Raw genomic sequence first — 13033 nt, forward strand, 5'->3', positions numbered from 1 at the left:
CAGGACCCTCTTTTAAATGTTTTTATTTGATTGGCTTAAAAGATTTTAATAAATCCTTGGTCTCTTGATAAGTAACTGATCCGCTCACTTGGCTCACTACCTCATAAATATATTCATCTTTGCTTCCAATGAAATGAGTACCTGTAAGATTACTTAGCTCATATGATCTCCATTCTATTCCGTTTACAGTAAAAGTTTCTTTCATTTCTCCCTTATCTTTTTCAAAATCACTGGTAGTACGAATAAGAGAATTTTTATGATATGTTCGTAGGTAAAATACACCTAGGTCATTCTTATACGTATACGTAAGATACCCATGGTTAAAGTTTTGATATTTCTCATACATTGCTGAGAAGATTTCAAGATCAGGATGATTGAATTCATATAAAAAAGGTAAATCCTTACGTAGTAGTTCCATAACAGCGTCCCTATCTTCTTTAATAGTATCAGCTTGGGCTACCATTTCAATTTCTTCTTCTTTTGGATCAGGATGTAAAAATTCCTTTTTGACGAAAGGTTTAAAGCCATCTAGTTTTGGTACAAATTCTTGTAGATTAATTTCACTATTCACGACTAAATATTCAGGATGAAGATAACTAGCTAGTTCACCATTTATATCATACGTTTCGTATTTAATTAAGATTCCAGTATCTTTATCTACCCAAAAACGGAATGTGTCAATAGTTCCTATCATGTTAAATCGACTTTTCACTTGGTCATCGATTTTTCCGTTTAGAACAATAGTGTTATGATCTAACAATGCTTCATTTTGTTTTTCAATTTCCCATAAACTCATATTTCTTAAATAAATAGAGGCTTCTTCATAGGGGAATAAGGATATGCCTGATCCGCCGATTGGTGGCCGTTCCCTAAAATCGTTATCAGATTTATATATATCTTTTAAGCTAATACTAAGCGCTTCCTCAAGAGTTAACGTATCTTGAGTTGGTGCCTGTTGATAGTCATTGACAAAATAAGTCTTGGTATCATGATATTTTATCCAAATTTTTTCGTTATTATAATTGATTTCTTGAATCAATTTTTGGTCAAATAAATTTGTACTTTTTTCGTAGCCGCCGATTTCATTTTTTATACTTACTTTAAACTCAGTGATATCCTTACTATCTGAATCATCAGCATAAATGTTATAATTTACAAATTTACCGGCTGCTGTATCAAAATTATCTACTGAATTTAACATCTTTAAAAAAACATCCTCTTTTGTCATATCTTCAAAAGATTCTTCCTTGGCAGGTGGTTTAATAAAAGACATTTCGTTTTCTGGGACATTTAAAACATTCTCACTGGTATTATTAAAAATAACAGTTTGGTTTTCTGTAGATAAGATCCCTAATTCACTCAAAATAAAATAACTTATTCCTAAAAAAAACAGACATGTTGCACCTAAAGGTAATAGAAAGTGAACAGTTGGCTTTAGTTTAAACCGTTTCTTTTTTCTATTTTCTATCGCTTGTCTTACTTTTTCTTTATTTTTTTCATTAAAATCAATGTCCTTTAAAACAGTTTGGTTCATATTATCTGTAATATTTTTAAATATCTTATCCATTTATTTTGCTCCCTTCTAGTGAATTTTTTAACAAAAGGCGAGCCCTATGTAGTCTGGACTTAATTGTTTGTAAGCTGAGATTTAATAAGTCAGAGATTTGGTTATAAGACATCTCTTCGTAATAATATAAAATAACAATTTCTCGATACTTCACTGGTAAGCAAAGAATTTTTTCAGAAATCAATTGTTTATCTTCTAAACTGATGATTTCCATTTCAGGCGATTTATTTGTACTCTTTGTTTTTGAAAAAAATTCTGTCAGGACGATATTTCTAAAAGACCAACTTCTTAACTTATCCTTACACAAGTTCACCGTGATTCTGTATAACCATGTCTTATAAGAAGACTCATAACGAAAGTTGTCTAGGTTTTCGTAACATTTTATAAATACTTCTTGTGCAATATCTTCAGCGAGTTGCTTCTGCTTCATATAAGTGAATGCTAAACGAGCTACATTTTCACCAAATTCATTCATTAACCATTCAAGTTTTTCCTCACTACTTATGTCCCTTCTGTCTTCCACTTTTATATCTTCTTTTTGAACCATCCTCTACACCCTTTCAATTGTTAGACGAAGCAAGTTCTATTTGGTTGTAAGAAATTTACCACAGAGTTTTGTTTTTTTAGCTGGTTATTATTTAATATTAAATGATTATTTTTATTCAACTAAAGTAATGAAGGATTATCTAGTGTTTTATTGAACTTAATAACAGAGGCGGAGGCAAGTCTAAAAACTGTTGCCAGAAAGGAAACTAATAATGAAAAAGGTTGAAATTGATAATATCATTGGTAAATTTAAAAATGAAAATATAAAGATGGAAGGTATTACAGAACTAGGTGAGGGAGCTTGGCATAAGGTCTACAGGGTAGAGAGGAAAAACGAGGATGACCTTGTACTAAGGGTTAGGAAAAAGATAGCTTATGGGGAAATTCAAGCTTTTAAGGATATTGACTTGATTACTGAATATGAATCTGCAAAGGCTTATTACTTACAAGCAAATCAGTGTATGGATTCAATAAGTCCTTCTTTCTATGAATATTACATGGATGATTCCTTAGTTTTTAACATTGAAAGTTATATGGGTGGTGAAAAAACATTTAAGAGCCTTGAACTTTCTGAAGCATTTGAAGTAGGAGAGAAAATCGGAAACTTTCTTAAAATAATGCACGGAAAAAATCCTGATTTAAATGGGTACGGCAATCTTGAATGGAATGGTGAGCGTCTTGAAGGAGAGTTACAACAAGAAGTAAGTCAAATTTGGCAAATGGATAATGACTTTTATATAAGAATATTAAACAAGTTGAAAGATACCAGTTTATCATATAATCGCGATAAAGTTGGAAATATGATATTAAAATTAATAGAAGATAGAAGGAAAAGCCCACAAAAGATATCTCTGGTCAACCAAGATGTAACACCAGAGAATATTATATTTAATATAGATAACCTTTCTATTATTGATCCATATCCAAGATTAGATTTTGATATGAAATATGCTGGTTTTTTCGTTTTTTGTTATAACTTCCTTCTTCCAGCCTATTCAAATACGGATAGATATAAAAAACACTCTTATAATCAGTATTCAAATATATTGAGACGTATTTCAGAAGGTTTTATTGAAGGCTATATAGAGGGCAATGATTATTTTTATAAGAATTTATTGGATGAATACATCTTGTGGATATTATTAGAGGCTTATGAGCACTATGAGATATTAAATGAAGATGTCTTAAATTCTAAGGTGAGGCAACAAATGGGCGATGAAGAGATGATTAAGAATAGATTAGCACTATGCTTAAAGGAATTAGAAAATGCAGCATCTGATAATGCTTTTCCTTATTTAAATTACAAGATGGAATAGTTATGTTATCGCTAACAAATGAAGAATAAGAATAAATAATGCAAACTTTTTCGCCTCCACACTCGTCTAATGTGCGAAAAGGGGGGAAGAAGGTGGAAGAATTATTTGTAGCAGATGCTAAATCAACGAATTATGAGCAGCTTATCGATGAATTGATGAACACATATGGTCAAGATATATTGCAGCTAGTATATGCTTATGTACATAATGAAGCTCTGGCAGAGGATTTAACGCAAGAAATTTTTGTGAAGTGCTTCAAGGGGCTACCAACCTATACTGGGCGGTCATCCATTAAAACATGGCTGTGGCGTATTGCCATCAATCATGCCAAGGACTATTTAAAAAGCTGGTACTACCAGAACGTAAAGGTAACAGAAGATGCTATTTTAAGTAGAGCAACTATATCTTCAAGTGTTGAACAAGTCATTGTACAACAGGACGAGGATACAGAACTTACAGCAGCTGTTATGAACTTACCTATTAAATATCGTGAAGTGATCTTTTTATTTTATTTTGAAGAATTATCTATTAAGGAAATTGCAGCCGTCTTACAATGTAACGAAAATACAATTAAAACAAGGCTACGCAAAGGTAAATTATTATTAAAGGGTATATTGGAGGGATCCGAATGGAAGAGAGATTAAAAGGATTAAAAAAAGCCATGAAAAATACTACGTTTGAGAGCCTACAATTTTCGGAGGAACTTCAGCAAAAAGTGAACGATCAAATCAGACAAATCTCTCCAGTTGCTTTAACAGAAGTAATATTACCTTTTTTAATAGAGTCAAAGACTGGTAGAGAGCTAGCAGAGATTCTACATATAACGGGGGAAAAATCTATCCTTTCTAATGAGGGCTGCATATATACCCATCTTCATCAGGCAGAACAAAACGGAATAATAGATTCCTTTTGGGCAGAAGACGGTGAAAAATATTATAGATTATCGAAAAAAGGTAAGAAACTATTGCAAAAAGAGTGTCCTTCACCATCTAATCGTTTCTCTCTTAAGCAGTTATTTCTAGAGGTGACCACCGATGAACATTAAGCAATATTTACAGTCGGTTGTAGCCCATATTCGCTCCAAAGAGGCAAAGGTCTATGTGGAAGCTGAGCTAGCTAAACATATGGAACACTCGAAAATGGCTTGGATGACAAAAGGATATACGGAAACAGACGCAGAAGATAAAGCAGCATCAGAAATGGGCAGTCCTATCGAGCTTGGTAAATCATTGAACAAGGTCCACAAGCCTAAAATAGATTGGCTACTCCTGTCTTTATTCATCGGAATACTATTTCTTAGCTTTTTGCCGATTTTGGCTTTACATCAACCACAGTATGATTACAGATTTGGTCATATGATTCCTTTATTTTTGTCTAATCATATACTTCATATAATTCTTGGATTTGTCGTAGCTATTGGATTGATGTATTTTGATTATCGAAAGTTTGCGCAATGGGGTTATATTTTTTACGGTATAGCTTCTTTATTTATTATATTCTTATATGTTTTTCACAACACTCAAATAAACGGTGAAGTAATGTTTGAGATAGGTTCATTAAAATTGCAGGTTTGGATGGCTATTCCGCTATACTTCATTGCCTGGTCAGCATTGTTTACTAAAGAAACCTTTGCACTATGGCAAGGGATTGTGTTAGTGTCGCTATCATTCCTTTTGTTTAGCTATATAGCAAATTTGTCGGCATTATTTATTTACAGTGTACTTGTTGGCGTGTTATTTATGTATAGTAAATTTTCTAGAAAGCAAAAAGTTATAGTAGTCGGAGCTGTGGCGACTTTAATCATTAGCTACATAATATTTATGTGGCTCAGCTATCAAAATGGCATTATAGAGAACTATCAGATTGCTCGTTTATTAGGTTATTTAAATCCACTTGCTTATGCTGAAAATGCGGGTTATATGTATGTACTGCTCTCTGATCTTCTACAAGGAGCAAAATGGTTTGGCTCTGGAACTTCCCATACCATTCCAACCGCTCATACAGATTTGGTGTTTGGACATTTAATACAATCTTATGGATTAGCTTTAGGCCTCGGGTTAGTTTTACTATTAAGCTTATTCGTTATTCGCTTTATACGAATCTCTTTAATGACCAAGCATTCCTTTGGTAGACTACTGATTATAGGATGTATTACAATTTTCTCTACACAATTCATATATACTGTTGCGATGACGCTCGGAGTGGTTCCTATAGTATCTTTGTCACTGCCGTTTCTAAGCTACGGATTTATGCCGACCGTTCTCAATTCCTTCTTGTTAGGGTTGGTTCTCAGTGTCTACAGACGCAAAAACTTTATACAGGATGTATCGTTTTCAAAATTAAATGCAAACTAATGACTTGTATAGAACAAGATGACGTGTTATTATATGATACGTAAGATTATACATTTCTGCTACATATGCGATTGACATCAATCGGATCGTGTAAGGTATCAGTTTCATAACCAACTCTGTTCCAGATGGTTCAGGGCGAGAGGAGAGATAGAGATGAAAGCAGGAATTCATCCCGATTACAAAGAAGCAACAGTATCATGTTCATGTGGTAACACATTCACAACTGGTTCTGTAAAATCAGACATTAAAGTCGAGTTCTGTAACGAATGTCACCCATTCTATACTGGACGTCAAAAATTCGCAGCTGCGGATGGCCGTGTTGATCGCTTCAACAAAAAATACGGAATTAAAGAAGAAACACAAAACTAATAACAAAATACCTGCAGAGCACCTAGTGCTTTGCAGGTATTTTTGTTTGTGACAATTCGTCTAAAAGAGTTTCAGGTATTCCCCTCGTATGATATAAATAGATAGAAGAAAAATACATAGTCGATAAGTAAGGAGATATATCATGGCTCAACTATTTTTTAAGCATGGCGCAATGAACAGTGGAAAATCAATTGAAATTTTAAAGGTGGCCCATAACTACGAGGAACAAAATAAACCAGTCGTTATTTTCACACCTGGTATCGACACACGTGATGAGGTCGGACACGTCTCTAGTAGAATCGGATTGAAACGAAAAGCCAATGCTATTTTTGATGACACGGACCTATTTGAATTAGTAAAAGAAATTGATCCAAAACCGTATTGTGTGCTAATCGATGAAGTGCAATTCTTAAAAAAAGAGCATGTTCTTCAGCTTACGCAAATAGTAGATGAGCTTGATATTCCGGTCATGGGCTTTGGTTTAAAAAATGACTTCCAAAACGAAATGTTTGAAGGAAGCAAATATATGCTGATTTATGCCGATAAAATTGAAGAAATGAAAACAATATGCTGGTTCTGCCATCGTAAAGCAATTATGAATCTGAGAGTAGACGAGAAGGGTCACCCAGTATACACAGGTGAACAAATTCAAATCGGAGGCAATGACTCCTATTATCCGGTTTGCCGTAAATGCCATGCTAATCCTCCGCTAACTCATTGAAGTGCGTGATTAAGTAAGTTAAGTAGGTATTTCATTTGAAAGCCGGGGAACCTTGCGGAGATGGCGACGAACCTTGCGGAGTTCAGCCAGATCCTTGCAGAGACGGAGACAAACCTTGCGGAAATGGTCCAGAACCTTGCAGAGAAGGTTCATTTAAACCTGCATTTTGGTAAATGAGTGGGAAGCGAGCGAAATTGCATCTTCGCGAGCCTTTTAATAAATAGCGCAGTCATCTATTCACTCGTTAGCTTAAAAGCTCTTAGTATGCAGTTGAAGCAAAACAGAAAAAGTAGCAAGGACTGTACTTTTTCTTTATAATAGTACTATTAGACACATAAATGAACGAGGTGAGCTCGATGTTTGATCGATTACAATCGGTAGAAGACCGTTATAATAATTTAAATGAATTGCTTAGTGATCCAGATGTTGTCAATGACACAAATAAGCTAAGAGACTATTCAAGAGAGCAGTCGAATTTGCAGCCAACAGTGGATGCTTATCGAGAGTATAAGGAAGTAAAAAGCCAATACCAAGATGCAAAGCAAATGCTTGACGAAAAGCTTGATGCTGACATGCGTGAGATGGTAAAGGAAGAGGTAAGTGAGCTGGAAGGCCAAATTGCTGAGCTAGAAGAGCGCTTGCGTATTTTATTGATCCCAAAAGATCCGAATGATGACAAAAACGTTATTATGGAAATTCGTGGAGCAGCTGGTGGTGACGAAGCTGCACTATTTGCAGGTAACTTGTTCCGAATGTACAGCCGTTTTGCGGAGACGCAAGGCTGGAAGATCGATATTATGGAATCCTCGCCTACAGGTCTAGGTGGATTTAAAGAGATTATCTTCATGATTAATGGTAACAATGCCTTTTCTAAGATGAAATATGAAAATGGTGCACATCGTGTGCAACGTGTTCCGGAAACGGAGTCAGGTGGACGCATTCATACTTCAACTGCAACGGTTGCAGTACTTCCGGAAGCTGAGGAAGTAGACGTGGATATTCATGAAAAGGATGTTCGAGTGGATACTTTTGCATCTTCAGGTGCCGGTGGACAATCGGTTAACACAACGATGTCGGCCGTTCGTATGACTCATTTACCTACAGGTATTACTGTTTCAATGCAGGATGAAAAATCTCAAATTAAAAACAGAGAAAAAGCAATGAAAATTCTTCGTGCTCGTGTTGCGGACAAGTTCCGTCAAGAGGCACAAGCGGAGTATGATGCAGTTCGTAAGTCTGCAGTAGGTACCGGAGACCGCTCAGAGCGAATTCGTACTTACAATTATCCACAAAATCGAGTGACTGATCATCGTATCGGTTTGACTATTCAAAAGCTGGACCAAATTTTAGAGGGCAAGCTGAACGAAGTCATTGATGCGCTAATTTTAGAAGATCAAGCAGAAAAACTAGAAAGAATGAATGATACGAATGTCTAAGACAATCTATGAGGCCCTAAATCGGGCTTCTTCTTTTTTAGGGGAAAATAATCGTGAAAAAGAAGTAGCCCGCTATCTATTACAATTTGTCCTTGGAAAAAATTATTCGCAGCTTATAATGGCTATGTATGAGGAGATATCCACAGAAGATTTTAATACTTTCTGGAGCTATGTAGAGGAGCATACGACGGGAAGACCCTTTCAATATATTATTGGTCAGGAAACTTTTTACGACCGAGAGTTTTTAGTAAATGAGTCTGTTTTGATTCCTCGCCCAGAAACGGAAGAATTAATAGAAGAAGTAAAAAAACGCGCATCCGTAATATTTAGAGATGGGGATCCCCTGCATATAGCAGATATAGGAACAGGGAGCGGAGCAATAGCTGTAACTATTCAAAAAGAAATACCTCATTCTCTAGTAACAGCAACCGATATTTCTGAAAAGGCGCTAGAGGTTGCAAGTCATAACGCTAGGCGACTTGAGGCAACTATTAATTTCAAACACGGAGATTTATTGCAGCCGATTATGGATGAAAAGTGGGACATAGTGTTATCTAATCCTCCTTATATTGGGCATGATGAAGCTCCATCCTTATCAGATACAGTCATCGATTTCGAGCCACATTTAGCTTTGTTTGCTGAGGAGGATGGATTACAGCTTTATCGAAAAATGGCTGTAAATCTCCCAAGTTTGATGAAAATACCAAGTTTAATAGGTTTTGAGATTGGCTATGAACAAGGAGAGGCAGTAGCAAATATGCTTCAAAAGGCTTTTCCTAATGGGAAGGTAGAGATTGTTAAGGATATCAATGGAAAAAATCGTTTTGTTTTTTGTACAAATGCTGAATAAGATATGAATCTATTGGTAACAATGTTCCTAAGGGAGGAATGTTATATGTTACCAGATTACGAGATAAAAAGAGCAACCTCAGTAGGACAAAAAATTGACGCAACAATTCTATTTGTATGGATGCTATTAGTCATTCAAACATTTTTGTTTTTGTTTATCCACGATACAGAACAAACTGAAGCGATGCGCTTTCGCTTAGTTGCAAATAGTAATACTGTCTACGATCAACAGGTAAAGAAAGAAGTACAGGAAATAATAGCTCCAATGCTTATCAATTACGAGATGAACCCAGAACAAACATATACAGAACTTGAGAAAGTTGTGGAAAGCTTATCATCAAGCTTCCAAGAAAAGATGACAATTACTAAGGGGCAAACTATGTTCCCTCCTAAGGAATGGGAGAGTGGAATTGCTGCTCAAACCAATGTCGAGGCGATTGTCATTTCAATTGGAAGTGGTAGAGGAGACAATTGGTGGTGTGGCCTATTTCCAAAGGCTTGTTATAAAGAAGAAGTAAAAGAGGAAAAGCCTAAGTTTTTTGTATGGGAATGGTTAAAGAAGAAATTTTCCACATAGTTTTCCACAATAATCTGAAAGTTATCAACATTTTGTGGATAAGAATGGAAGAAGGGAGAGATTATGTATGAATACAAAAATTTTAGCTGTGGGTAACTTGTCCACAGAAGAAGCAACTTATGCACAAGCTGTTCATTTATTAGAAACTGGCGAAGTTGTTGCTTTCCCAACTGAAACGGTTTACGGCTTAGGAGCAGTTGCTACTAATGAACAAGCAGTAGCAAAAATATTTGAAGCAAAGGGAAGACCACAGGATAATCCCCTTATTGTTCATATTGGCTCTAATGAAGAAATTCATGAGTTTATTTCGGATATACCGAAAATAGCGCAGGAGTGCATGGATGCATTTTGGCCAGGACCATTGACGCTGATATTACCATTAAAGCCAGGCATATTAGCGAACAATGTTAGTGCAGGATTGAATACGGTTGGAGTAAGAATGCCTAATCATCCAGTAGCTTTAAAACTACTAAGACAACTAAAGCAACCGGTTGCCGCTCCAAGTGCCAATAGAAGTGGAAAACCAAGTCCGACGAAAGCAAATCATGTATTACACGATTTAAACGGAAGAATTCCTTCCATAATTGATGGTGGAGTAACAGGAATGGGATTAGAATCAACAGTGTTAGATTGTACTATTGAAATACCAACTATCCTGCGCCCAGGTGGGATTACGAAGGAAATGCTTGAGCAAGTCATTGGCCCTGTTAATGAAGCTAAGCTGACAGATCGAGCGGAAGCACCAAGAGCGCCAGGGATGAAGTATGCTCACTATGCACCAAATGCTCCTGTTTTTTTAATAGATGCGTCGTTAAATTCTATTCGTAAAGCTATTGAAAGCATACATAGAGAACAAAAAAAAGCGGCTCTAATTGCAACAGAGCAGTTCCAGTTGCCAGAGGCTGACTATTATTTCACATTAGGAAACGACGGCCAAATAGATGAAGCTGCTCATTTGTTGTATCAGGCGCTTAGAAGTTGTGACGATACGGATGCGGATATAGTACTCGTTCCAGTATTTCCGAAAACAGGAGTTGGAGCGGCGATTATGAATCGTTTAGAAAAAGCCGCAAATGGCAAATGGTATTTGGGAAATGACTAAGAAAAGCAAAAAAGACTTTTAAGTGCCATTTCTTATTACAGATACTAGAGAAAATTTAAGAGGACGATCTTGGCGTAAGTCAGGATCAGGCTTCTTCCTTAATTTTTGGTATCCTAAATTATTACCTTATAGATATTCTGGATTAATCGTATATTACATTTTTTCCTTGTTCACTTAACTTTTTTAATGATGTAAGCATATGATTTACTTCTTCGTCGGAATGTCTTTCCCATGAACTTAATTCAGCGATTATTTTCAAAGGAGATTTAGAACGATAAGAACGTGTTGGGTTTCCAGGAAATCTTTTGTCAGTTAAGTTCGGATCATTTTCAAAAAAACCTAATGGTTCTACAATATAAATTCTTTCTTTTGATTTAGATCTTGCTAATTCGGCACCCCATTTAGCAGCATCTAAGGTTGCAGTAAAATAAATATAGTTAGATTTTTTATCTTGGTAATTTGATAAGTGTTGGGCTTCTAATAAATCTCCAATTTTTAGTTCTGCTTTAGTACCATGAAAAAAAGGACCGTTATCTAGGATATCTGTTTTGTCATTCATATACTTATACACTCCTTATATTTTTAGATTTGGAATACTAGTATAGTATGGGGATTAAAAAAAGAGTAGCCTATATTTAACCTGTAAGTAATGGTATAATGTAAGTAGAAAGAATGATATTGAACGACAATTACCTTTTTACCTTTTAATTAGCAATCATTTTTTTTGTGAAAAATAATACTTAAGCTTACAGTGCTGTAGCTATACAAGACCATCAACTTGATGGTCTATTTTTACGTCCAAAAACATCAATTAGATATCGGTGGTCCATTGTGTGAAATGTTACACTTAAATTAACGAAGCAGCTTAGAAGGAACTATTCGATGGAACAGAGAACATTACTTAAGATAAAAAGTCTTGCGGAGGAGACAATGAAAAAAACTCTGATTTTTATACTCTTATGTGTATCAATGGTACTTACATCTTGTGTTGGACCATATACATCGACAACGTCTTATTTGAAAATAATGGAGAAAGGTCACTCGGACAATTAGTGGATAAAAGCTTATGACCCGAATAATGACACGGAAGAAAATACTTTTAAAATCGTTGTAAATGAAGAGATGGCTTGGAATCTAATGGAGGAAATAAAGAATATTTTACAACTTATTCGAAAGAGGGAAATCATCCTTGGATTTTAGACCAAATAGAAGACATAAAAATTGAACCCAAAAAATGAGAAGAGAATGGTAGTTTTTATTTCGCATTAGACTCATTATGTGTACTAGAAAGAAAGGCGCAAAAAAATTACGCCAGTAACTCAAATAGAAAAAAAGATTTTTTACTGTTCTGGGTGAAGAATATTGCAGGCACTTAACCAATTTCCAGAAGGATCTTTAAATCCAAAACCTCCAAATTCGCCTTGTAAATTTAAAGGACCAACTTCAACTTGTTTTCCTTCAAGCCACTCATATAATTCTTTTAAGGAAGGAGTATAAAAGTCAATTACGCTATGAACGATATTAGTATTTGTATTTCTGAATGATAATCCATTAATTTCTTCCGTTTCAACCAAAAAAATCGTTGGAACTCCTTTTGATTTCATAGTAAGCATAGCATTTTTATCTCCTTGAAAGTGGACTTCGGCACCAAGGATATCGATATAAAACGCTATAGATTCTTCTAAATTAGTAACAGGTATTTCCATTGTAGCAATATGTGATATTAAATTAGTCATAGTAGCCTCCTGTGTTTTGTTTACACATATATTTTTCTACACTCAATTAAGAAATCCCTCTTAAGTTTCAAGCCTTTTATTGAACAAACGTTGCAGGATAATTGAATAAAGAAGATTGAAAGGAAAGTAATTCACACACAAAAAAATGGAGGTAAAAAAGGTGGACATATTACTCTGGATATCTATTGGTTTCATAATAATCGGATTTGTTGTTCTCACTTCTATGAAAAAAGGTATGGAAAGTAAGCTCGATTTTATAACAGCAAATATGGATGAAGAGGAAAGTTCAACAAAATCTAAATCCATCATTTGGTGGATAGTGAGTACCACAGTTTGGGGAATAGTGAGTATGGTTCTTATTGTTTGGTGGTTTCATAATCACTTTGGATAACTGTTGGTTCAATTGTACTTGCAAGCGGGTAGCTTTACTTCAAGAAGGAGTAAAGCCTTTTTGCTGCCT

Annotated in this window: 15 protein-coding genes; 11 read left to right on the plus strand and 4 right to left on the minus strand. The window is 35.2% G+C overall.

What is annotated here, in order from left to right:
• Nucleotides 1-22: 22 nt before the first annotated feature.
• Both ACQKNZ_RS03150 and ACQKNZ_RS03155 read right to left on the minus strand, forming a co-directional pair.
• The gene (locus tag ACQKNZ_RS03150) at nucleotides 23-1567 is read right to left on the minus strand and encodes a hypothetical protein (RefSeq protein ID WP_427658095.1); all 1545 of its coding nucleotides are present in this window, start codon (nucleotides 1565-1567) and stop codon (nucleotides 23-25) included.
• Nucleotides 1560-2114 (minus strand): sigma-70 family RNA polymerase sigma factor, encoded by a 555-nt coding sequence (locus ACQKNZ_RS03155; RefSeq protein WP_144539704.1) that lies wholly within the window; start codon nucleotides 2112-2114, stop codon nucleotides 1560-1562. The genes ACQKNZ_RS03150 and ACQKNZ_RS03155 overlap by 8 nt, the downstream gene beginning before the upstream one ends.
• A gap of 211 nt (nucleotides 2115-2325) precedes the next feature.
• On the opposite strand from ACQKNZ_RS03155, the gene ACQKNZ_RS03160 reads away from it, so the two are divergent.
• The 10 genes from ACQKNZ_RS03160 to ACQKNZ_RS03205 all read left to right on the plus strand — a co-directional run bounded on the left by ACQKNZ_RS03160 (nucleotide 2326) and on the right by ACQKNZ_RS03205 (nucleotide 10837).
• Nucleotides 2326-3429 carry a hypothetical protein gene (locus ACQKNZ_RS03160; protein WP_427658097.1) on the plus strand — a complete coding sequence of 368 codons (1104 nt, stop codon included), beginning with the start codon at nucleotides 2326-2328 and terminating at the stop codon, nucleotides 3427-3429.
• Between the two features lie 92 nt (nucleotides 3430-3521).
• Nucleotides 3522-4073 carry a sigma-70 family RNA polymerase sigma factor gene (locus ACQKNZ_RS03165; RefSeq protein ID WP_427658099.1) on the plus strand — a complete coding sequence of 184 codons (552 nt, stop codon included), beginning with the start codon at nucleotides 3522-3524 and terminating at the stop codon, nucleotides 4071-4073.
• Nucleotides 4058-4474, plus strand: coding sequence for a helix-turn-helix transcriptional regulator (locus ACQKNZ_RS03170; protein WP_427658101.1), 417 nt, complete (start codon nucleotides 4058-4060; stop codon nucleotides 4472-4474). The genes ACQKNZ_RS03165 and ACQKNZ_RS03170 overlap by 16 nt, the downstream gene beginning before the upstream one ends.
• Entirely contained in the window at nucleotides 4464-5783 is a 1320-nt protein-coding gene (locus ACQKNZ_RS03175) for an FtsW/RodA/SpoVE family cell cycle protein (RefSeq protein WP_427658102.1), read from the plus strand. The genes ACQKNZ_RS03170 and ACQKNZ_RS03175 overlap by 11 nt, the downstream gene beginning before the upstream one ends.
• Nucleotides 5784-5936: 153 nt before the next feature.
• Nucleotides 5937-6152, plus strand: coding sequence for a 50S ribosomal protein L31 (gene rpmE / locus ACQKNZ_RS03180; protein WP_144539694.1), 216 nt, complete (start codon nucleotides 5937-5939; stop codon nucleotides 6150-6152).
• Nucleotides 6153-6294: 142 nt separating this feature from the next.
• Nucleotides 6295-6873 carry a thymidine kinase gene (locus ACQKNZ_RS03185; protein ID WP_144539692.1) on the plus strand — a complete coding sequence of 193 codons (579 nt, stop codon included), beginning with the start codon at nucleotides 6295-6297 and terminating at the stop codon, nucleotides 6871-6873.
• Nucleotides 6874-7229: 356 nt separating this feature from the next.
• The gene (prfA, locus tag ACQKNZ_RS03190) at nucleotides 7230-8309 is read left to right on the plus strand and encodes a peptide chain release factor 1 (protein ID WP_144539690.1); all 1080 of its coding nucleotides are present in this window, start codon (nucleotides 7230-7232) and stop codon (nucleotides 8307-8309) included.
• Nucleotides 8302-9159, plus strand: a complete 858-nt coding sequence (gene prmC, locus ACQKNZ_RS03195; RefSeq protein WP_318245385.1) for a peptide chain release factor N(5)-glutamine methyltransferase — start codon at nucleotides 8302-8304, stop codon at nucleotides 9157-9159. Before prfA ends, prmC begins: the two co-directional genes overlap by 8 nt.
• A gap of 45 nt (nucleotides 9160-9204) precedes the next feature.
• A complete protein-coding gene (locus tag ACQKNZ_RS03200) occupies nucleotides 9205-9735 on the plus strand; it encodes a stage II sporulation protein R (RefSeq protein ID WP_340862620.1) in 531 nt (176 codons plus the stop codon).
• A 67-nt stretch (nucleotides 9736-9802) separates the two neighbouring features.
• Nucleotides 9803-10837, plus strand: a complete 1035-nt coding sequence (locus ACQKNZ_RS03205; RefSeq protein ID WP_427658106.1) for an L-threonylcarbamoyladenylate synthase — start codon at nucleotides 9803-9805, stop codon at nucleotides 10835-10837.
• Nucleotides 10838-10979: 142 nt separating this feature from the next.
• Here ACQKNZ_RS03205 and arr read toward each other — a convergent pair whose 3' ends face one another.
• Both arr and ACQKNZ_RS03215 read right to left on the minus strand, forming a co-directional pair.
• Nucleotides 10980-11396, minus strand: coding sequence for an NAD(+)--rifampin ADP-ribosyltransferase (gene arr, locus ACQKNZ_RS03210; RefSeq protein ID WP_191696660.1), 417 nt, complete (start codon nucleotides 11394-11396; stop codon nucleotides 10980-10982).
• A 781-nt stretch (nucleotides 11397-12177) separates the two neighbouring features.
• Complete coding sequence (locus ACQKNZ_RS03215; RefSeq protein ID WP_427658108.1) at nucleotides 12178-12573, minus strand: VOC family protein; 396 nt, start codon at nucleotides 12571-12573, stop codon at nucleotides 12178-12180.
• Nucleotides 12574-12733: 160 nt separating this feature from the next.
• Between ACQKNZ_RS03215 and ACQKNZ_RS03220 the strand changes: the two genes are divergently transcribed.
• Nucleotides 12734-12964 (plus strand): hypothetical protein, encoded by a 231-nt coding sequence (locus tag ACQKNZ_RS03220; RefSeq protein ID WP_427658110.1) that lies wholly within the window; start codon nucleotides 12734-12736, stop codon nucleotides 12962-12964.
• Nucleotides 12965-13033: the final 69 nt, after the last annotated feature.

Source organism: Psychrobacillus sp. NPDC093200 (assembly GCF_050280345.1).
GTDB classification, from domain to species: domain Bacteria; phylum Bacillota; class Bacilli; order Bacillales_A; family Planococcaceae; genus Psychrobacillus; species Psychrobacillus faecigallinarum.

Coding starts and splice junctions, on each gene's coding strand:
- ACQKNZ_RS03150 (WP_427658095.1), bottom strand. CDS start 1,567: ATGGATAAGATATTTAAAAATATTACAGATAATATGAACCAAACTGTT.
- ACQKNZ_RS03155 (WP_144539704.1), bottom strand. CDS start 2,114: ATGGTTCAAAAAGAAGATATAAAAGTGGAAGACAGAAGGGACATAAGT.
- ACQKNZ_RS03160 (WP_427658097.1), top strand. CDS start 2,326: ATGAAAAAGGTTGAAATTGATAATATCATTGGTAAATTTAAAAATGAA.
- ACQKNZ_RS03170 (WP_427658101.1), top strand. CDS start 4,058: ATGGAAGAGAGATTAAAAGGATTAAAAAAAGCCATGAAAAATACTACG.
- ACQKNZ_RS03175 (WP_427658102.1), top strand. CDS start 4,464: ATGAACATTAAGCAATATTTACAGTCGGTTGTAGCCCATATTCGCTCC.
- rpmE (WP_144539694.1), top strand. CDS start 5,937: ATGAAAGCAGGAATTCATCCCGATTACAAAGAAGCAACAGTATCATGT.
- ACQKNZ_RS03185 (WP_144539692.1), top strand. CDS start 6,295: ATGGCTCAACTATTTTTTAAGCATGGCGCAATGAACAGTGGAAAATCA.
- prfA (WP_144539690.1), top strand. CDS start 7,230: ATGTTTGATCGATTACAATCGGTAGAAGACCGTTATAATAATTTAAAT.
- prmC (WP_318245385.1), top strand. CDS start 8,302: ATGTCTAAGACAATCTATGAGGCCCTAAATCGGGCTTCTTCTTTTTTA.
- ACQKNZ_RS03200 (WP_340862620.1), top strand. CDS start 9,205: ATGTTACCAGATTACGAGATAAAAAGAGCAACCTCAGTAGGACAAAAA.
- ACQKNZ_RS03205 (WP_427658106.1), top strand. CDS start 9,803: ATGAATACAAAAATTTTAGCTGTGGGTAACTTGTCCACAGAAGAAGCA.
- arr (WP_191696660.1), bottom strand. CDS start 11,396: ATGAATGACAAAACAGATATCCTAGATAACGGTCCTTTTTTTCATGGT.
- ACQKNZ_RS03215 (WP_427658108.1), bottom strand. CDS start 12,573: ATGACTAATTTAATATCACATATTGCTACAATGGAAATACCTGTTACT.